15 protein-coding genes are annotated in these 19,068 nt (G+C 72.8%); 7 read left to right on the top strand and 8 right to left on the bottom strand.

Annotation, left to right across the window (positions count from 1 at the left end):
- Window positions 1–11: 11 nt before the first annotated feature.
- Window positions 12–2,309: a heavy metal translocating P-type ATPase gene (locus FHR37_RS02625; RefSeq protein WP_092881910.1), complete on the top strand. Its 2,298-nt coding sequence runs from the start codon at window positions 12–14 to the stop codon at window positions 2,307–2,309.
- Here FHR37_RS02625 and FHR37_RS02620 read toward each other — a convergent pair.
- Together FHR37_RS02620 and rhmD are read right to left on the bottom strand one after the other, a co-directional pair.
- Window positions 2,306–3,469, bottom strand: a complete 1,164-nt coding sequence (locus FHR37_RS02620) for a phosphotransferase (protein ID WP_092881747.1) — start codon at window positions 3,467–3,469, stop codon at window positions 2,306–2,308. The two genes, FHR37_RS02625 and FHR37_RS02620, sit on opposite strands and share 4 nt — an antisense overlap.
- Before the next feature lie 42 nt (window positions 3,470–3,511).
- Window positions 3,512–4,690 carry an L-rhamnonate dehydratase gene (rhmD, locus tag FHR37_RS02615; RefSeq protein ID WP_092881745.1) on the bottom strand — a complete coding sequence of 393 codons (1,179 nt, stop codon included), beginning with the start codon at window positions 4,688–4,690 and terminating at the stop codon, window positions 3,512–3,514.
- A 145-nt stretch (window positions 4,691–4,835) separates the two neighbouring features.
- On the opposite strand from rhmD, the gene FHR37_RS02610 reads away from it, so the two are divergent.
- Genes FHR37_RS02610 through FHR37_RS02595 form a run of 4 tightly spaced genes read left to right on the top strand, consistent with a single transcriptional unit; the run spans window position 4,836 to window position 8,204 of the window.
- Complete coding sequence (locus FHR37_RS02610; protein ID WP_092881743.1) at window positions 4,836–5,642, top strand: IclR family transcriptional regulator; 807 nt, start codon at window positions 4,836–4,838, stop codon at window positions 5,640–5,642.
- 6 nt (window positions 5,643–5,648) lie between these two features.
- Window positions 5,649–6,422 (top strand): MBL fold metallo-hydrolase, encoded by a 774-nt coding sequence (locus FHR37_RS02605; RefSeq protein WP_092881741.1) that lies wholly within the window; start codon window positions 5,649–5,651, stop codon window positions 6,420–6,422.
- Entirely contained in the window at window positions 6,419–7,210 is a 792-nt protein-coding gene (locus FHR37_RS02600) for an SDR family NAD(P)-dependent oxidoreductase (RefSeq protein WP_092881739.1), read from the top strand. The genes FHR37_RS02605 and FHR37_RS02600 overlap by 4 nt, the downstream gene beginning before the upstream one ends.
- 25 nt (window positions 7,211–7,235) lie before the next feature.
- Window positions 7,236–8,204: a GNAT family N-acetyltransferase gene (locus tag FHR37_RS02595; protein WP_092881737.1), complete on the top strand. Its 969-nt coding sequence runs from the start codon at window positions 7,236–7,238 to the stop codon at window positions 8,202–8,204.
- 33 nt (window positions 8,205–8,237) lie between these two features.
- Here FHR37_RS02595 and FHR37_RS02590 read toward each other — a convergent pair whose 3' ends face one another.
- Both FHR37_RS02590 and FHR37_RS02585 read right to left on the bottom strand, forming a co-directional pair.
- Window positions 8,238–8,690, bottom strand: a complete 453-nt coding sequence (locus tag FHR37_RS02590) for a VOC family protein (RefSeq protein WP_092881735.1) — start codon at window positions 8,688–8,690, stop codon at window positions 8,238–8,240.
- Window positions 8,691–8,750: 60 nt separating this feature from the next.
- A complete protein-coding gene (locus FHR37_RS02585; RefSeq protein ID WP_237768608.1) occupies window positions 8,751–11,096 on the bottom strand; it encodes a penicillin acylase family protein in 2,346 nt (781 codons plus the stop codon).
- Between the two features lie 192 nt (window positions 11,097–11,288).
- Between FHR37_RS02585 and FHR37_RS02580 the strand changes: the two genes are divergently transcribed.
- Window positions 11,289–11,705 carry an archease gene (locus tag FHR37_RS02580; RefSeq protein WP_092881733.1) on the top strand — a complete coding sequence of 139 codons (417 nt, stop codon included), beginning with the start codon at window positions 11,289–11,291 and terminating at the stop codon, window positions 11,703–11,705.
- A 47-nt stretch (window positions 11,706–11,752) separates the two neighbouring features.
- Here the strand turns inward: FHR37_RS02580 and FHR37_RS02575 are convergent, their stop codons facing one another.
- The 4 genes from FHR37_RS02575 to FHR37_RS02560 form a co-directional block, all read right to left on the bottom strand.
- Window positions 11,753–13,198 carry an RtcB family protein gene (locus FHR37_RS02575; protein WP_275936393.1) on the bottom strand — a complete coding sequence of 482 codons (1,446 nt, stop codon included), beginning with the start codon at window positions 13,196–13,198 and terminating at the stop codon, window positions 11,753–11,755.
- Entirely contained in the window at window positions 13,195–15,111 is a 1,917-nt protein-coding gene (locus FHR37_RS02570; protein WP_092881730.1) for a helix-hairpin-helix domain-containing protein, read from the bottom strand. The genes FHR37_RS02575 and FHR37_RS02570 overlap by 4 nt, the downstream gene beginning before the upstream one ends.
- Window positions 15,112–15,303: 192 nt before the next feature.
- The gene (locus tag FHR37_RS02565) at window positions 15,304–17,205 is read right to left on the bottom strand and encodes a penicillin-binding transpeptidase domain-containing protein (protein ID WP_092881728.1); all 1,902 of its coding nucleotides are present in this window, start codon (window positions 17,203–17,205) and stop codon (window positions 15,304–15,306) included.
- A gap of 72 nt (window positions 17,206–17,277) precedes the next feature.
- Window positions 17,278–18,081 (bottom strand): uracil-DNA glycosylase, encoded by an 804-nt coding sequence (locus FHR37_RS02560; RefSeq protein WP_237768607.1) that lies wholly within the window; start codon window positions 18,079–18,081, stop codon window positions 17,278–17,280.
- Between the two features lie 172 nt (window positions 18,082–18,253).
- Here FHR37_RS02560 and FHR37_RS02555 point away from each other — a divergent pair, with 172 nt between their 5' ends.
- Window positions 18,254–19,060, top strand: coding sequence for a maleylpyruvate isomerase family mycothiol-dependent enzyme (locus tag FHR37_RS02555; protein WP_092881726.1), 807 nt, complete (start codon window positions 18,254–18,256; stop codon window positions 19,058–19,060).
- Window positions 19,061–19,068 lie beyond the last annotated feature (8 nt).

Below are 19,068 nucleotides of genomic sequence, written 5' to 3'. Positions count from 1 at the left end.
TGATCGGGGGCATGACCTGCGCCTCCTGCGCCGCCCGGGTGGAGAAGAAGCTGAACAAGCTCGACGGCGTAATGGCCACGGTCAACTACGCCACCGAGAAGGCGAAGGTCAGTGCGCCCGCGTCGGTGACCACCGACGAGCTGGTCGGGGTCGTCGAGGCCACCGGCTACACCGCGACGCTGCCGGCCCTTCCAGCCCAGTCGCCGGACGCCGCCGACGGCGCGGCGACCGCAGCCGGATCCCCCGCGGCGCCACCCGAGGCCGACCCGACCCGGGCCCTGCGCACCCGCCTGCTGACCAGCCTCGCCCTCGCTCTCCCGGTGGTCGTGCTCGGGATGGTGCCGCCCCTGCAGTTCACCAACTGGCAGTGGCTGGCCCTCACCCTGGCGTCGCCGGTGGCGGTGTGGGGAGCGTGGCCGTTCCACAAGGCGGCGTGGACCAACCTCCGGCACGGCGCGGCGACGATGGACACGCTGATCTCGCTCGGCGTCGGCGCCGCCTACCTCTGGTCGCTGTACGCGTTGTTCTTCGGGGAGGCCGGCACGCCCGGCATGCGGATGGAGTTCTCGCTGCTTCCCCGGCAGGGTTCCGGGGCGGAGGAGATCTACCTCGAGGTGGCCGCGGCGGTGACGACGTTCATCCTCGCCGGCCGGTACGCCGAGGCTCGGGCCAAACGGCGTTCGGGCGCGGCGCTGCGGGCCCTGCTGGAGCTCGGCGCCAAGGAGGTCACCGTCCTCCGCGACGGCGTGGAGACCCGGATCCCGGTCGACCGGCTGGCCGTCGACGACACATTCGTCGTGCGTCCGGGCGAGAAGGTCGCCACCGACGGCGTGGTCGTCGACGGCGCCTCGGCGGTGGACGCGTCGATGCTCACCGGCGAGTCGGTCCCGGTCGACGTGCGCCCCGGCGACAACGTGGTCGGAGCCACCGTGAACGCCGGCGGCCGGCTGGTCGTACGCGCCACCCGGGTGGGGTCGGACACCCAGCTCGCCCAGCTCGCCCGGCTCGTCGAGGACGCGCAGAACGGCAAGGCCCGCGTGCAACGGCTCGCCGACCGGGTGTCCGGCATCTTCGTCCCGGTGGTGATCGTGCTCGCGGTCGCGACGTTCGGGCTGTGGCTCGGATCCGGCGGCGGGGTGACCGCGGCGTTCACCGCGGCGGTCGCGGTGCTCATCATCGCCTGCCCCTGCGCGCTCGGCCTGGCCACGCCCACCGCGCTGATGGTGGGCACCGGCCGCGGTGCGCAGCTCGGCATCGTGATCAAGGGACCGCAGGTGCTGGAGTCGACCCGCCGGGTGGACACCATCGTGCTGGACAAGACGGGGACGGTGACCACCGGGCAGATGAGCCTGGTCGACTTGTTCCCGGCCGCACCGACCGGCGAGGCGACCCTGCTGCGGCTGGCCGCCGCGGTCGAGCACGCCTCCGAGCACCCGATCGCCCAGGCGGTGGTCGCGGGTGCCCGCGAACGCGGCACCGAACCCGTGGCGGTGACCGACTTCCGCAACACCGAGGGCCTCGGGGTGTCCGGGCTGGTCGAGAGAGCCGACGGTGCCGACGGTGCCGACGGTGCTGCTGGTGCTGCTGGCGCTGACCGGTCGTTCGTCCGGGCCGGCCGGCTCAGCTGGCTGCGGTCGGAAGGAGTCGAGGAGCCGGCCGAGGAGTTGCGGGCGGACGCCGAGCGGGCCGAGGAGTCCGGGCGTACGCCGATCTGGGTCGCCGAGGGCGACCGGGTCGCGGGGGTGCTGGTGGTCGCCGACACGGTGAAGCCGACGTCGGCTGCCGCGGTGGCGGACTTCCGGGCGCTGGGGCTTCGGCCGGTGCTGCTCACCGGCGACAACGCCCGCGCCGCCCGGGCGGTGGCCGCCGAGGTCGGAATCTCCGCCGAGGACGTACGCGCGGAGGTGCTGCCTGCCGACAAGGTGGCAGCGGTCCGGGATCTGCAGGAGGCCGGCGCGGTGGTCGCCATGGTCGGCGACGGCGTGAACGACGCGGCCGCGCTGGCCCAGGCCGACCTCGGGATCGCGATGGGTTCGGGCAGCGACGTCGCCATCGAGGCGTCCGACCTGACCCTCGCCCGCGGCGACCTGCGGGTGGCCGCGGACGCGATCCGGTTGTCGCGTTCGACGCTGCGCACCATCCAGGGCAACCTGTTCTGGGCGTTCGCGTACAACGTCTCGGCGCTGCCACTGGCCGCGCTGGGCTTCCTCAACCCGCTGGTGGCGGGGGCGGCGATGGCGTTCAGCTCGGTGTTCGTGGTGACCAACAGCCTGCGGCTGCGCAGGTTCACGCCCCGGGCGAACGCCTAGCGTCGCCCGGCGCCTGGTGCGGCGCCGCCCCGCAGCGCCAGGTCGGCGAGCTGCACCAGGAAGTCCCCGCAGGCCACCCACACCGGGGCGGACTCCTCGATCGGACGGCCGTTCAGCGTGGTGCGGCCCTGCGCCACCACGGCGGGAATCGCCGGGGCCAGCCAGCCGTACTTCGCGGCGGCCCCGGCGGCGACCATCCGGGCGACCTCAGCCCCTCCCGACCCCGGCAACCCGGCGGCGGACAGCCCGTCGGCGTACCCGCCCACCAGCGTCTCGAACAGCTCCGGCAGCTTCGCCGGCGGCAGGTGGAAGTCGGTCACCGCGTCGACGAGGAGGTTGCCGAGGTCCTCCCCCAGCGCGCCCACCCCGGCGAACGCCCAGTCGATCACCACGGTCTGCCCGGCCACGTCGAAGAGATTGCGCGGGTGGAAGTCGAGCTGGCACAGGGTTCGCGGCAACCCGTCCACCACGTCGAGCAGCCGGTGGCGGTCCGCCCACAGCGCCTGGAACGCCGGCACCCGGTCGGCCGGGACGAGCCGCCGCACCGGTGGGGGCGACCAGACCCGCGGGTCGGCGGGGTCGGCCTCCGCGGCACCCCGGGCGGTCCGGCGTTCGACGTACATGCGCAGCCACCCGCGGCTCAGCCACGGGCGATCCAGCACGGGGGCGCCCGCCAGCTGCGCCAGCGCCAGGTGCCCCTGCACCCGGCCGAGGTGAACGGCCGCGAGCCGGTACCGCGGCAGCGCCCAGGTCGATCCCTCGCGGCCGGCGACGTCCTCCATCCAGATCGCGAGGGTGCCGTCGGGGCCGGGTACGACGCCGTGGCACGCCGGTGCCCGCAGGTCACCGGGCAGCGCGCCGAGCAGACCGTCCGCGAACGCGTCCGCCTCCCGCCGCCAGTGGAACGGGTGCGTGGGGTCCGCGTCCGTTCGCCACACCGACAGGCCGCCGTCGGCGACGTGCCGAAGCACCTTGACCACGGCCGACCAGCCCGCGCCGCGCACCCGCCAGATGCCGGCGGTGGCGATGCCGTCGACGGCGGGCGCGGCCAGCGGGTCGACCTCGGCGGCCCGGACCTCCTCGACCGTACGCCCGAGCGCGGTGGCGACCTGACCGGAAACCTCGAACGGCACACCGAGACCGGCACCGGTGAGTTCCATGCGGACAAGTGTCCAGGAGACCCTCGCCGTGCGGAGGGCAGGTCAGTGCGTGTACGGGCGGTGCAGCGCGCACTCGGGATTCAGCCGTACGCCGAACCCCGGGGTCTCCGGCACCCGCAGCCGCCCACCCACCGGCACCGGCTCGTCCAGCAGCAGCGGGTGGAACATCGGCACCACCTCGGTGGCCTGCGGATGCATCATCAGGAACTCCGAGAACGGGCTGTTCCGACGGGTGAGCACGAAGTGGTAGGAGTACACGCTCGACCCGTGCGGGATCACCGGCACGCCGTGCGCGTCGGCGAGGGCGCTGATCCGGGCGAGCTCGGTGATGCCGCCGCACCAGTTGACGTCCGGCTGGATCATGTCGGCACAGCCCATCTCCAGCAGCAGGCGGAAGCCGTACCTCGTCCACTCGTGTTCGCCGGTGGTGACCCACATGCCGGTCGGCACCCGGCGCCGCAGCTCGGCGTACCCCCAGTAGTCGTCGGGTGGCAGCGGCTCCTCGATCCAGCGCAGGCCGAACTCCGCCGACCTCTGGGCGAGCCGGGTGGCGTAGTCCAGGTCGAGCGACATCCAGCAGTCCCAGCTGAGGAAGAAGTCCTCGCTCACCCGTTCGCGCATCGAGGCGAGCCTGTCCAGGTTGGCGCGCATGCCCTCGGGGCCCTCGGCCGGCCCGTGCTGCAAGGGCAGCTTGCCCCCGACGAAGCCGAGCTGCTCGGCGATGTCCGGGCGCGCACCTGTTGCGTAGAAGACGAGTTCGTCGCGGACGGGACCGCCGAGCAGCGCGTAAACCGGCTCTTGACGGAGCTTGCCGAGCAGGTCGTACAACGCGAGGTCCACGGCGCTGATGCAGTTGACCGCGATTCCCTTGCGCCCGTAGTAGAGCGTCGAGGCGTACATCTGGTCCCAGATCTTCTCGATCGAGGTGACCGGGGCGCCCTCCACGAAGCGGGCAAGGTGTTTCTCCACGATGTACGCGCCGGGTTCGCCGGCCGTCGTGGTCGCGAACCCGACTGTCCCGTCGTCGGCCTCCACCTCGACCACGAGGGTGCCGAGCACGTTGAGGCCGAACTTCTGCCGGCTGTCGCGGTAGTCGGGGTAGTACGCCATCGGCGTGGCCACGTGGTCGTCGATCCAGTGCTGCCCGGCCTGGTCGTGGTAGTCCGCACCTCCGCCGCGCACGACGTACGCGCGGACCTCCCGTACCTTCGGCATCGCCATCGCACTCACTCCGTTCCTGCCAAGGGTTCCTGCCAAGGGCGGACACGAGCCTGACTCAGGTCGCCATGTCGGCGTAGGTTATGCGCAGTTTCAGCTCGGTGAACCTGAGTTCACGTATCCGAACGATCGACGTCCGGAGGTCGCCGTGAACGACCCGACCACCGGCGTGGTGAAGTCGGCCGAACGCACCCTCGCGATCCTGGAGCTGCTCACCCGGCACGAGGAGCCGCTCACGTTCACCGCGATCGCGCAGGCCCTGCGTTATCCGCGCTCCAGCCTGCACGGGCTGCTGCGGACGCTGGTCGAACGCGGCTGGGCGGAGTTCGATCCCGGCGGGCGGTGTTACTCCCTCGGCCTTCGCACGCTGGAAGCAGGCAACGCCTACACGCGCACGCTCGGGCTGGTCGAACGCGCGCTGCCGCTGATGGAACGCATCCGCGACACCATCGACGAGACCGTCCAGCTGGCGGTGCTGGACGGACTGCACAACGTCTACGTCGCGAAGGTCGACGGCCGCCAGACCCTCACCCTCGCGTCCGAAGTCGGCCGCCGGCTGCCCGCCCACGCCACCGGCGTCGGCAAGGTGCTGCTGGCCGGTCTTCGCCACGACGACCTCGACGCGCGCCTGCCCGCGGAACCACTGCCGGCGTTCACCCGGCACACGGTGACCGACAAGGCCAGGTTGCTCGGTCAGCTGCGCACCGTGGCCCGGCGCGGGTTCGCCGTCGACAACGAGGAGTACACGCTCGGCATCCGGTGCGTCGCCGTGCCGGTGTACGACGTCAGCCGGCGTACGGTCGCCGCGCTGAGCGTGTCCGTCCCGGCGATCCGCTGCACACCTGCCCACCGGGAGAACGCCCACCGGCTGCTGGCCGAGGCGGCCCACCGGCTCTCGGCCGCGCTGGGCTACGGACGCCAGCACCGGACACCCGCACAGACCCAAGGAGTGTGACCGTTCATGAGTGAGTTCCGCGTCGACGTACTGCCCCTCGGCCGGGGCGAGGTGCCGGGGCCGGAGCTGTTCTGGATGAGCGGCTGGGACGAGTGGCACACGTTGTTGTTCCAGTCGGTCCTGCTGCGCGGCGACGGTGTCGTCGCGCTGGTGAACACCGGTCCGGCGCGCGATCTCGAACCCATGAACGCCCACTGGGAGCAGGTGCTCGGCGCGCGTGCCCGGATGGGGCGCGAGCCCGGTGAGTTCGTCGTCGACCAGCTGGCCCGGTTCGGCCTCACGCCGGAGGACGTCACCCATGTCGTCCTGACGCCGTTGCAGCTCTACACGGTGAGCAACGTCGCGTTGTTCACCCACGCGCGGATCTGCGTCGCCGAACGCGGCTGGGTGCACTTCCACACCACGCACGCGCACCCGCACGACAACCGGGCGACGTCGCTGCCCGACGACGTGCTCGTCCACCTGGTGACCGAGGCCTGGCCGCGGGTGCGGCTGCTGGCCGACGAGGACGAGCTCGCGCCCGGCCTGCGCACGTGGTGGTCCGGCGTACACCACCGTGCGTCCGTCGTGGTGGAGGCGGACACCGCCCGTGGTGTGGTGGCGATCTCGGACAGCTTCTTCGTGCTGGACAACGTGGAGAAGAACATCCCGATCGGGATCAACGAGAACCTGTACGAGGCGATCGCCGCCTACGAGCGGGTACGCCGCACCGCCGACGTGATCGTTCCGCTGTACGACCCGGACAACCTCGAACGCTTCCCCGAGGGGAGGGTGGCATGAGCGGCGGGGCGAGCCGCGACACAATCCGCGCGGGGCCTCGCACCGTGCTGGTGACCGGCGCGGCCCGCGGCATCGGCCGGGCGACCGCGGCGAGGTTCGGCCGCGAGGGTGCCCGGGTGGTCGTCAACCACCCACCGGGCGAACGCGAGTACGCCGAGCAGACGGCCGAGCTGGTCCGCCAGGAGGGCGGTACGCCGCTGGTGGTGGAGGCGGACGTCGCCGACCCGGCCGCGGTGACGGAGCTGGCCGCGATCGTGCACGCGACCTGGGGTCCGCTGGACGTGCTGGTCAACAACGCCGGCATCTGCCCGTTCGCCGACTTCTTCGACATCGACGTGGAGCTGTGGGACCGCGTCCAGCACGTCAACCTGCGCGGCGCGTTCCTGGTGACGCAGGCGTTCACGAAGGCGATGGTCGAGGCCGGACGCGGCGGCCGGGTGCTGTCGGTGTCGTCCATCTCGGCCTGGGTCGGCGGCTCCCAGCAGGTGCACTACTGCACCACCAAGGCCGGGATCAGCTCGCTGATGAAGAGCCTGGCCATCGTGCTCGGCCCGCACGGCATCACCTGCAACGCCGTTCTGCCCGGCGCGATCGCCACCGACATCAACAAGGCCGACTGGACCGACCAGGGGAAGGTCGACTACTTCCGCTCGCGCATCCCCGCCGGCCGGATGGGCGAGCCGGCCGATGTGGCCGGGGTGCTGTGGCTGCTGTCCCAGCCGGAGTCGGCGTACATGACCGGTGCCGACGTACTGGTGGACGGCGGTATGTTCGTCAACCTGCAGTAGGGACGGCTGGTGGGGAGGCGGAAAGTTGGTCGACTTCGGTGTCGAGGTGGCGTCTGCGGAGGACGAGGCGCGGTGGCACGCCGACTGGCTGGCACGTCGCGGGGAGGAGTGGCGCCGGCAGGGCCTGGCAGACGACGACGTCGCGGGCCACGTGGAACGCCTGGACCGGATGCGGGCCGAGGCCGCACAGCACCCGGTGTGGACGTTGCGGACCACCGGGCCGGCCGGCGAGGAGGTCGTGGGACTTGTCGCCGCGGGGAGCCGGACGGACCCGGCCAGCCCGCGGGCGTTCGTGTACGACATCTGGGTCGGCCCGCAGTGGCGCCGGCACGGGGCCGGCTCCGCGGCCCGCGCACACGTCGAGGACTGGGCCCGGGCGAACGGTCTGCCCCGGGTGGCGACCACCATCGACCCGAACGACCCGGCACAGTCGGCGTTGTTCGGCGCGTACACCGTCACCGCCCAGCGCATGCAGCGGACACTCACCGACGCGCCGCCACCCGAACTCCCCGAGGGCCTGGCCGGCCGGGCGATGACCGAGGCGGAGTTCCCGGCCTGGCGGGAGGGGTCCGTCGCGGGGTACGCCGAGGAGATCGCCGTCGGCCGGGCACTGTCCCCCGAGGAGGCGCTGACCCAGGCCAACGCGGAGTTCGACGAGCTGCTGCCGGACGGCCCGGCCACCGAGAACCACAGCATCCTGGTGCTGGAGACCGGCGACGAGCCGCCCGGATCGACGTACTCCGCGGAGATCTGGGTCCGGCACCACCTCGACGCCGGACGTGCGTTCGTCTTCGGTGTCTCGGTGGTGCCCGAGCTGCGCGGCCGCGGGCTCGGCCGGGCGGTCATGCACCTCGGCGAACGCGCGGTGCTCGCCGCGGGTGACCCCGTGCTGGCGCTGAACGTCTTCGGCCCGAACACCACGGCGATCAACCTCTACACCAGCCTGGGCTACCGGATCACCGACCAGTCCCGGGTCAGGGAGCTGACCGACTGAGCCGAGGATCCCCGCGAGGGTCCAGGTCGGGTCTCAGGCCACGCAGAACTCGTTGCCCTCCGGGTCGGCGAGCACTGTCCAGCGGGAACCTCCCTCCTCGTTGCCCTCGCCCAGCCGGGTCGCGCCGAGGCCGCACAGGCGCGCGACCTCCGCGTCCACCCGGTCGGCGCCGACGTGCAGGTCGAGGTGCAGGCGGTTCTTGCCCTGCTTGGGTTCCGGCACCGTCTGGAAGAGAATCCGGCCGCCCTGCCCGACGCCGGTCCCGGCGTTGACCGGGTGGTCGGGGTCGCGGATCCCGGCGGCGGTCCGCCAGGCCGGCCGGCCGCCGACCTCGACGAGGTGGTCACGGATCGGCGCGCCCTCGGCCAGCAGCGACTCGATCAGCGGCGAGTGATCCTCGACGACGTAGTCCAGCGCCCGCGCCCAGAAACTCGCCAGCAGGTGAGGGTCTGAGCAGTCGACGCACACCTTGTATCTCACGGCCATGCGCAGACCCTAGAACCCACCACCGACAGGCGCCGTAGCCCCTGGTGAGGGCGCTGTCCGTCACCCCGGCAGCAGCCGGATCCGGGTCGCCGCGGACCGCTCCACCGCCGCCCGGCTGTACAGCAGCGGGACGTACTCGCCGTCCCGCCAGCGCTCGGCGAGGTCGCGGTAGTGCGGGCTGCGCGGGTCCCCCGACTGACCCGGGGTGTTGACGAACACCGAGTTGTCCCACTCCCCGACGTCGATCACCACCCGGGCGGACGCGCCGATGGTCTGCACGAAGTCGTTGGGAAGGTAGGGCGCGGCGTTCAGGGTGGTGCCGGAGCCGCCGACCGGGAACGGTCCCACGTCCAGCGCCGGGTCCAGGAACCCCAGCGGGTGCGGCTGGTGGTTGCGGTGCAGCGCACCCCAGCTCCAACCGCGCGGGTCCGGACCCAGCAGGTCCTCCAGGTCCGCGACCGCCGCACGCAGGGTGCCGAGGAGCAGGTCGTCCCGGCGCCGGTCCGCGTCCCCATCCCCGCCGTCGTCCCCGCCGTCGCTCCACACCGTGGCCGGGTCGGCCAGCGCGGACCGTACGGCGGCCTGGTCGAAGGTGGGCAGCAGGGGTGGTACGCCGGGCGGAAGCACCGCCTCGGCGAAGCCGGGCAGCAGGTGCCGGGAGAACCACACCTGGTACAACGCCGCCGCCGCGGACTCGGGCGCCTCCACGCCGTCCCAGTCGCGCAGCATCGCCAGCGCGGTCGCCAGCCGCCGGTCGCCGTTCGGGCGCAACCCGGCCACCAGCGCCAGGACCTGCCGGGTGCCCACCGAGCGGCGGTCGTTCTGCAGCCGCATCGAGTCCTCGAGCCGGTGTGGTTCGGGCCGTTCGAGCACCTCGGTGATCCGCTGCTGACGGGCCGGGTCGGACCATTCGTACGACAGCTGCCGGTCGGCCGGATAGTCCGCGGGCAGGTTGTACTCGTTGGCCGTGGCGACGAAACCGGTAGCGGGGTCGGCGGAGCCGGGCAGCTCCTCCGGGGAGTGGAAGCCGGTCCACTCGTAACGCCCGTCGCCGGGCACCGGCAGCAGGCCGTCCCAGCCGGTCCGCCGCGGCGCCAGCCCGGCGGTCTGCCAGCCGACGCGGCCGCCTGCGTCGGCGAAGACGTGGTTCTCCCCCGGACCGCCCCAGGCGCGCAGCGCGGCACGGAACTCCTCGCCGTCGCGTGCGCGCAGGTACTCCAGACTGCCCAGGTACGGCGCGGTGCCCGGCTCCGACCACGTGATCCGCACGGCGTAGGCCCGCAGGCGTTCGGCGTCGACGTGGACCACCGGGCCGTGCCGGGTGAACGCAAGGTCGAGTTGACACGGGCCGGCGTCGCGCACCGGCACGGTCTGGCGTTCGGTCCGCATCGGCTCCCAGCCGTCGCCGTGGCGGTAGCGCGTCGGGTCGCCCGGATCGAGCTCGTACACGTACAGGTCCACGGTGTCGATCGGGAAGATCGTGTAGCCGAACGCCACCCGGCCGTTGTGTCCCAGGGTCACTCCCGGCACCGCCGGCTCGCCCGCGCCGATCACGTCCAGGCCGGGCGCGGACAGGTGCGCGAAATACCGCAGCGACGGCGTGGCGAACGGCCGGTGCGGGTCGCTGGCGAGGATCGGCCGCCCGGTCGCCGTACGGGTGCCGGCCACCACCCAGTTGTTGCTGCCGCCGTCGAGATCACCCGTCGAAGCGGCGGCGGTCTCGGTGCTGAGGGGTGTCCGCGGGTCGCCGGTGAACACCACCGGCGTGGTGGCGAGCTCCCACACCCGCAGCACGTCGTCGGGCAGGTCGAGGTCCATCCCGTCCGCAAGGTGGGGTTGACGGTGCGGCAGCAGCGACTGGCGTACCAGGTCGGACTCCCAGCCGCCCGCGTGCGTCACCCGGGCCCGGGCCACCTCGTGCAGCAGGTTGTACGCCGTACCGTGGCTACGGATCCGTACGACGTCCTCGGGGCTCCAGCGGTCCGGCCGGTAGTCCAGCAGCCCGAACTCCGGCGGCAGCGCCTCCGGATGGCGTTCCAGCCAGTCCAGGTAGGCGTTCACGCCCCCCACGAACCGCGTGACGGTCATCCGCGCGTCGGCGCCGTAGGACGCCCACTCGGCGTCGAGATCACCGCGGTACAGGAACAGCCGGGCGGCCCGGTCGCGGTCGAGGTGGTCCGGCCCGAACGCCCCGGCGAGCAGGCCCAGCCCCCGCCGTCGCCACAGGTCGATCTGGAACAGCCGGTCCCGGGCGGCGTTGAAGCCCTGGGCGAAGAACACGTCGCGGTCGTTCTCGGCGTAGATGTGTGGAACGCCCCAGGTGTCGACGACGATCTCCACCGGTGCGGACAGTCCGGGCACCGTCTCGATCAGTTGCTCTTCGCAGGTCTCGCCGAGGTCGCTCACGGGTCCGATTGTCCCGTCCCGGTCGAACGGGCTTCCCCACCGCGGCGCCTTCCGTCCGGAGCAGGCCGCGAAATTGCCGGCCCCGGTGTCCGCGCGGTGCACAGCGCGCAGGAACCTGGTCGCGTAGCGTGCGCGGCGAGGGGAAGGACAGTCCCCGGAACCTACGTAGGCCAGTCGCGCCGGAGGCGGACGATGCAGCTCGGACACCGAAGCGTCCCGCACACCGCGGACGCCCGGATCGAGGCCTGGGGGCCGACCCGGGAGGCCTGTGTGGCCGAGGCGGTCGCCGCGATGGTGGAGACGTTCGCCGACACCTCGGCGGCCCGGCCGACCGACTCCGCGAGCTTCGAGGTCACCGCGGACACCGACGAGGACCTCCTGGTCGCGGTGCTGGACGAGGTGGTCTACCTCCTCGACACCGCCGACGTGATCCCGCTCGCGACCCGGGTCGAACCCGCACTGGAGGAGGGGTACGACGTGCACTTCGACGTCACCGGGACCGGCGAGGTGGAGCTGGTCGGCGCGGTCCCGAAGGCGGTCTCGCTGCACGGCCTGCGGTTCGAGCAGGGCCCCGACGGCTGGTCCTGCGCGGTCACCCTCGACGTCTGAGCGACCAGGCAGACAAGCGACCAGGCGACGGTCCCCAGAGCCGTCGGTCAGCCCTTGACCACCCCGACCGGCACCAGCCGGGCCACCGCCCGGGCCAGCCCGGCGCCCTCGGCCGCCTCGACCACCGCGTCGATGTCCTTGTACGCCTCGGGCATCTCCTCGGCCAGCCCACGCCACGACGCCCCGCGCACGGCGACTCCCCTGCGCTCCAACTGGGTGCGGAGCTCCTGGCCGCGGACGGACCGGGCCGCCTGGTGCCGGCTGAGCGTGCGGCCCGCGCCGTGACAGGTGGAGGCGAACGCCGGACCGCCCGGCACGCCGGTGAGGACGTACGACGCCGTGCCCATCGACCCCGGAATCAGCACCGGCTGCCCCACGTCCGGGAGGTCGCGCAGGTCGGCCGGCAGGTCGGCATGGCCGGGCGGGAGCGCTCGGGTCGCGCCCTTGCGGTGCACGCACAGGCGCCGCGACTGCCCCGCCACCACGTGCGTCTCCACCTTCGCCAGGTTGTGGGAGATGTCGTAGACCAGGTTCAGGCCGGCGCCGGTGAGGCGTTCGAACACCTCGCGCGCGGCCTGGCCGAGCAACTGCCGGTTGGCACGGGCGTAGTTGGCGGCCGCCGCCATCGCCCGCAGATAGGCCCGTCCGGGATCGGAGTCGACGGGCACACACGCCAGCTGCCGGTCGGGCACGGTGATGCCGAACCCCGCCATCGCCTGCTCCATCGTGCGTACGTGGTCGGTGCAGATCTGGTGGCCGAGTCCGCGCGATCCGCAGTGGATCATCACGCACACCTGGCCCGCCCGGAGCCCGAAGGCCTCCGCCGCAACCCGGTCGCGCACCGCGTCGACGACCTGGACCTCCAGGAAGTGGTTGCCCGACCCCAGGCTTCCCAGCTGGTGCAAGCCGCGGTTGACAGCGCGTTCGCTCAGTCCGGCAGGGTCGGCGTCATCGACCGCGCCGAGGTCCTCACACCTGTCAAGGTCGCGTTGCACCCCGTGTCCCTGCTCGACGGCGTACCTCGCGCCGGACGCCAGCACCTTCGCGAGCTGGTCGGTCCCGGACAGCTCCCACACCGCGCCCTTCCCCATGCCGCGCGGTGTCGACCGGCTCAGTCCGTCCAGCACCGCCTCCTTCCTCGGCGCGAGGTCCGCCGCGTCGAGGTCGGCCGCGTACAGCCGGACGCCGCAGGAGATGTCGAAGCCGACCCCGCCCGGGGACACCACGCCACCCTCGGCGATGTCGGTGGCGGCCACCCCGCCGATCGGGAAGCCGTAGCCCCAGTGCACGTCCGGCATGGCGTACGACGCGTCCACGATTCCCGGCAGTGTCGCCACGTCCGCCACCTGCTGCAGCGCCTGGTCACCGCCCACCTCGGGCAGCAGTCCGGGAGAGGCGAACACCACGCCGGGCACCCGCATCCGCCCGATGGGGTCGATCCGGTAGCGGTACGCCGTCTCCTGGACCAGTGCGGGTGCGCTCCCCCGGGTCACGGTTCCTTCCGTCCCTTCCGTGCTTCCCGGCCCATGCCTGCTTCCCGGCCCATGCTTACTTCCCGGCCCATGCTTACTTCCCGGCCCTTGCGCAGGAACGTCCGAAGCCGGCGGAGCGGCCAGGTGTTGATCACCTCGTCCGCGGTGAGCCAGCCCCGCTGGGCGGTCCCCACGCCGTACCGCAGGTAGTCCAGGTGGGCGACCGCGTGCGCGTCGGTGTCGATGGCGAACCTCACCCCGTGGCGGCGCGCGGCCAGAATGTGCTCGTCGTTCAGGTCCAGCCGGCCCGGTGAGGCGTTCACCTCCAGGGCGGTGCCGGTGTGCGCGCACGCCTCGTACACCGCCTCCAGGTCCACGTCGATCGGCGGCCGGCGGCCGATCAGCCGCGCGGTCGGATGCCCGATCACACTGACGTGAGGGTTCTCGCAGGCCCGGACCAGCCGCCGGGTCAGCTCCGCCCTGGTCTGATCGAAGTGGGAGTGCACGGACGCGACGCAGATGTCGAACCCGGCAAGGAAGTCCGCCGGCCAGTCGACCTCGCCGTCGGGGTCGATGTTGAGCTCGGTCCCGTGCAGCAGAGTCATCGCCGGGTACCGCTTCGCCAGGGCGTGCAACTGCTCGCGCTGGGCCAGCATCTTCTCGTCCGTCATCCGTTGCATGAAGAGGTTCGGCGCGTGGTCGGTGACCGCGTAGTAGTCGTAGCCGCGCTCGGCCGCGGCGGCCACCATCGCAGCCATCGGCGCCACCCCGTCGGTGAGGTCGGTGTGGGTGTGCAGGTCGCCGCTGATGTCCTGCTCGGTCACGACGTCGGGCAGCGCGCCGTCGCGGGCCGCCTCGATCTCGCCGCGGTCCTCCCGCAGGGTCGGCGGGATCCACGGCAGCCCGATCCGGGCGTACACCTCCTTCTCCGACCTCGACACCACCAGCTCGCCGGCCTCGGGAGGTCCGGGCTCCTCTGCCGCCTCGACCTTCTCCTCGCCCGAATCCCCTTCACCACTTACCGTTTCGGCTGTCAACCCAGCCTTGCGCCGGTGCCGGCGCTGCGCGGGCGGGACGGTGAACAGGCCGTACTCGGACAGCTTGAGGTCCTGGCGTACCGCGATCTCGCGCGTGCGCACGTTGTGCGCCTTCGAGCCGGTGGAGTACTGCAGCGCCGCGCCCCACGACTCCGGGGGTACGACGCGCAGGTCGACCTGCATTCCCGCGGTGGTGCGCACCGACGTCTTGGTGTCGCCGTGCGCGATCACCTCCGCCACCAGCGACAGCCCGGTCAACGCGTTCATCAGCGACCGCGGCTGCGTGGACGCGGCCAGGATGTCCAGGTCGCCGACGGTCTCACGCATCCGGCGCAGCGACCCGGCGAAGGTGCAGCGCTCGCATTCGGGCAGGGCGGACAGGGCGGCGACGATCTCCTCGGCGAGCGCCATCGCCACGTCCAGGGTGACCCGGCCACCGGCCTGGCGGAGCAGGGTGATGCCGTGCCGGAGGTTCTCCTCGGTCTTCGGCCCGAACCCCTTCAGGCCCCTCAGCCGCCCCGCGTCCAGTGCGTCGAGCAGGTCCTGCACCGAGGCGATGCCGCGGTCGTCGTACAGCATCATCGCCTTGCGCGGGCCCAGCGTGGGGATCCGCGTCAGCTCGCGCACGCCGGGCGGGATGCGGGCACGCAGCCGCTCGACCTCCTCGATTCGGCCGGTTCGGAAGTACTCGACCACCTTCGCCGCGATCGAGTCGCCGACATTGGGGATCTCGCGCAGACCGGCCTCGTCGAGCGTGGACACGTCGAGGTGATGCCCGGCGAGCGATCGCGCGGCCTTCTCGTAGACCCGGGCACGGTAGGGCGCGCCACCGGTGATCGCCACCAGGTCGGCGTACTCCTGCAGGAGCGCGCCCACCTGCTCGTTCGGTCGCGCCATGGTGTCGAGTCTAGGGTCTGTCCTGCCGATCATGGCCGAACAGTGAGCGGGTCATCCGCGCCCGTCCGGCAAGGCGGAGGAGGAGACGCGTAGCGGTGTTCTACGCGCGACGACGACAACGCGGCCGGGCGGGATGCGGGGGCACGCGAACCGGCCATGATCCGCAGGACAGACCCTAGGCCGGGAGGGCCCTCACTCCACGAAGTTGATGCCGCGCAGGAACGTGCGCGCCACGGGTCCCGCGTCCTTGCCGCCGGCGCCGCCGTCCTCGACCAGCACCGCGAACGCGATGTCGCCGCGGTAGCCGATCATCCAGGCGTGCGTGCGCGGCGGGTCGTCGCTGCCGTACTCCGCCGTGCCGGTCTTGGCGTGGACGTCCGGGCCGGGCAGGTCCAACTGCTTGGCGGAGCCGTCGGCCACCACCGCCCGCATCAGCCCCCGCATCTCCTGGACCAGTCCGGCCGGAAGCGCCTCGCCCGCGGGACCGCCGGGCGCCACGTCGGGCAGCAGCACCGGTTTGTACGGCCGTCCGGCGTCCACCGTCGCGGCGACCAGCGCCATGCCCAGCGGGCTCATCAGCACCCGGCCCTGGCCGATCATGCTGGCCGCGCGGTCGACCAGATCGTGGGGCTCGGGGACCGAGCCGGAATAGGCCGGCAGCCCGAGCTTCCACTTCGTGCCGATGCCGAACCGCTCGGCCATCGCCACCAGGTCGCCGTCGTCCAGGTCGCGGGCGCGGTCGACCACGGTGGTGTTGCAGGAGTGCGCGAACGCGTCGGTCATCGGACCGTCGGGCAGGGAGAAGGAGTAGGCGTTCTTGAAGTGCTTGCCGCCCACGGACGTGTCGGCCGGACAGGTCACCGTGTCGCCGGGACGCAGCCCGCCCTCCAGCAGCGCGGACACCGACACCACCTTGAAGGTCGAGCCGGGTGCGTAGTGGCCGACGAAGGCACGGTTGTACGACGTCACGCCAGGGCCGTTCGCGGCGGCCAGCACCTCACCGGTGCCGGCCCGGACCGCCACCAGCGCGGTCGGTTTCTGCTGGCCCGCGACCGCGTCCTCCGCGGCGTTCTGCGCGTCCTGGTCGAGCGTCGTGCGCAGCGACCTGCCCGGCTTCGCCGTCCGCGAGAACACCGTGGCCACCCGGTGGTCGTCGGCGGTGCGCACCACGTCGATCCGGCCGCTCGGGCTACCGGCCAACCGGGTCTGGTACGCCGCCTGCAGCCCGCTCGCGCCCACCGCGTCGCCGTCCGTCGCGAACGGGCCCGCGTCCTTCAGCGAGTCCGCCGTCGCCGGCGCGACGACGCCGAGCACGCCGCGGGCGAACGACGACGACGGGCCGAGCGACATGGTGTCCTCGCGGGTCACCACCCCGGGGATGTCGTCCAGCCGGGCCCGCGCCTTCTGGTAGGCGGGCTCGCGCAGGGTCAGCACGTCGACGAAGAACGTCGGGTCGGCCGCCTCGGCCCGCCTGCGCAGGGCGTTCGGGTCGACGTCGAGCACCTGCTGCAGCTTGGCGTAGGTGACGTCCGGCTCGACCCGGCGCGGCTCCACCCCGACCCGGACCACCGGCGTCTCCTTGGTCAGCGGCTTCCCCGCGCGGTCCAGGATGGACGCCCGCTTCGGGAGCTCCCGGTGGCGGAGCAACTCCGTGCCCGCCACGAGCTTCGGGTGGAACGTCTGTGGCGTCCACCACACCTTCCACCTGCCCTGGTCGTCCTGGCGTACCTGCGCGGTGGTGGTGTAATGCCAGTCGCCCAGGCCGGCCAGCTCGTGGGTGACGGTCAGCGGCTGGCGGCAGACCTTCCCGTCGGCCTTCAGCTTCGCGGCCTGGTCGCTGTCGAGGCAGGTCAGCTCACCGGCCGGGCGGACGGTCGTCTTCCGGACCCGCACTGCCCGCGCGTCGGCCGTCAGGTCGCGGCCCGCGGCCTTCGCCGTGCGCGGGTCGACCGTGGCGCCGAGCGTGCCGGACGACCACGCCGCGGCGAACGCCCGTGCCGCCCTGGACGCCTCCTCCGGCGGGCCCTGCGAGCAGGCCGCCGCACCCGTGAGTAGGGCGAACGCGACCGCCGCCGCGGCCAGGCGTGTACGCATGAGATCCCCCGGTGCGATGCATCGGTGCACGAGTGTCGGGTAGGTCAGTCGGTGCAGTCGGTCGAGTGCAGGTCAGTCGAGAGCCCAGTCGACCGGCTCCCCGCCCTGCTCGGTCAGCAGGGCGTTGGCCCGGCTGAACGGGCGGGAACCGAAGAACCCCCGGTCGGCCGACATCGGGCTCGGGTGCGCGGACTCGATCCTGGGCACCTTGCCCAGCAACGGCCGCAGGCTCTGCGCGTCCCGCCCCCACAGGATCGCCACCAGCGGCGTCTCCCGGGCCACCAACGCCCGGATGGCCTGGTCGGTGACGGCCTCCCAGCCCTTGCCGCGGTGGGCGGCGGGCTTGCCGGGCTCGACGGTGAGCGAACGGTTGAGCAGCAGGATGCCGCGCCGCGACCAGGGCGACAGGTCGCCGTTGGACGGCAGCGGATGACCGAGGTCGGCGGCGTACTCGCGGTAGATGTTGGTCAGGCTGCGCGGGATCGGCCGCACCTCGGGTGCCACGGAGAAGCTCAGCCCCACCGCGTGCCCGGGCGTGGGATAGGGGTCCTGGCCGACGATGAGGACGCGCACGTCGGCGAACGGCTGCTGGAACGCCCGCAGGACGTCGGGACCGGACGGGAGGTAGCGCCGCCCGGCGGCGAGCTCGGCGCGCAGGAAGTCGCCCATCGCGGCGATCTGCCCGGCGACCGGCGCCAGGGCATCCTCCCAGCCGGCGGCCACCAGCTCGGCCAGCGATCCGCGGCCGTCGGTGGTCTGCCGCTCGCCCGCAGGCGTGCTGCCGGTGCCCTCGGTGCCACCCATGACTTCGGTGGCGCCTGGGTCTTCGGTGCCTTCGGCGACACCACTCAGTTGCGTCTGGGCCGCTTCGCTCATGCCTGCCTCCTGGGCTGTCGCCGGACCCGGCCGCCTTCGCCCCTGCTGCGTCGACCGAGCCTATGGGACCGCACCGACACCACCGGATCCACCCGCCGCGCCGGTGCGCGAGCCCCCGCATCACCAGTCGCCACGTGATCCACCGGGGGACCGGACACCTTAGGTTGAGCTCATGAACAACCCCGCCAACTCCGTTCCGCTGCACGGCGCGCTGGACCCACCTGCCTACGCGGCCTTCATCCGGGCCGAGGCCGCCCGCCTGCTGGCGGCGTACGAGACCGGCCCGGACACCGCCCGCGTCCCGTCATGCCCGAAATGGACGCTCGCCGACCTGGTGGCACACACCGGCCGGGTGCACCGGTGGGCCGCGAAGATCGTACGGACCGGCGAGTTTCCCGGCGGCGGGTCGGACACGGTGCCCAGCCCGGCCGACTCCGAGCTGGGACCGTGGTACGCCGAGTCGGTCGACCTGTTGCTCGACCAGTTGGCGGCGACCGACCCTGCCCGGCCGACCTGGGCTTTCGGCGACGGCGGCACGGCGGAGTTCTGGTCCCGCCGCCAGGCGCACGAGGTGTGCATCCACCGGGTCGACGCCGAACAGGCTGTCGGCGGTACGCCGGTGGTCGACCCCGACCTGGCCGCCGACGGCGTGGGTGAGGTCGTGGAGGTGATGATGCCGAGGTCACAGCGCTTCGGGCCGCATCGGCTCCTCGCGCCGGTCCTGCTGCGGTGTACCGACCACGCCGGCCGCTGGCTGGTCAGCCCTCCGGCCGAGCCGGACGGCGTACCGGTCGGAATCGGCCCCGCGCTCACCGACACCGAGGCTGCGGCCGCGACCGCCACCGTCACGGGAACGGCCGGCGACCTGCTGCTCGCGCTGTGGCGGCGGCTACCGGCCGACGACCTCGGCCGGCGACTCACCGTCGACGGCGACCAGGCGGCGGCCCGGGCCGCACTCGACGTCCGCGTGGTCCCCTGACCGGCGAA

The organism is Actinopolymorpha cephalotaxi (assembly GCF_013408535.1).
GTDB classification, from domain to species: Bacteria; Actinomycetota; Actinomycetes; order Propionibacteriales; family Actinopolymorphaceae; genus Actinopolymorpha; species Actinopolymorpha cephalotaxi.
This window is presented reverse-complemented; position numbering and strand designations above follow the sequence as displayed.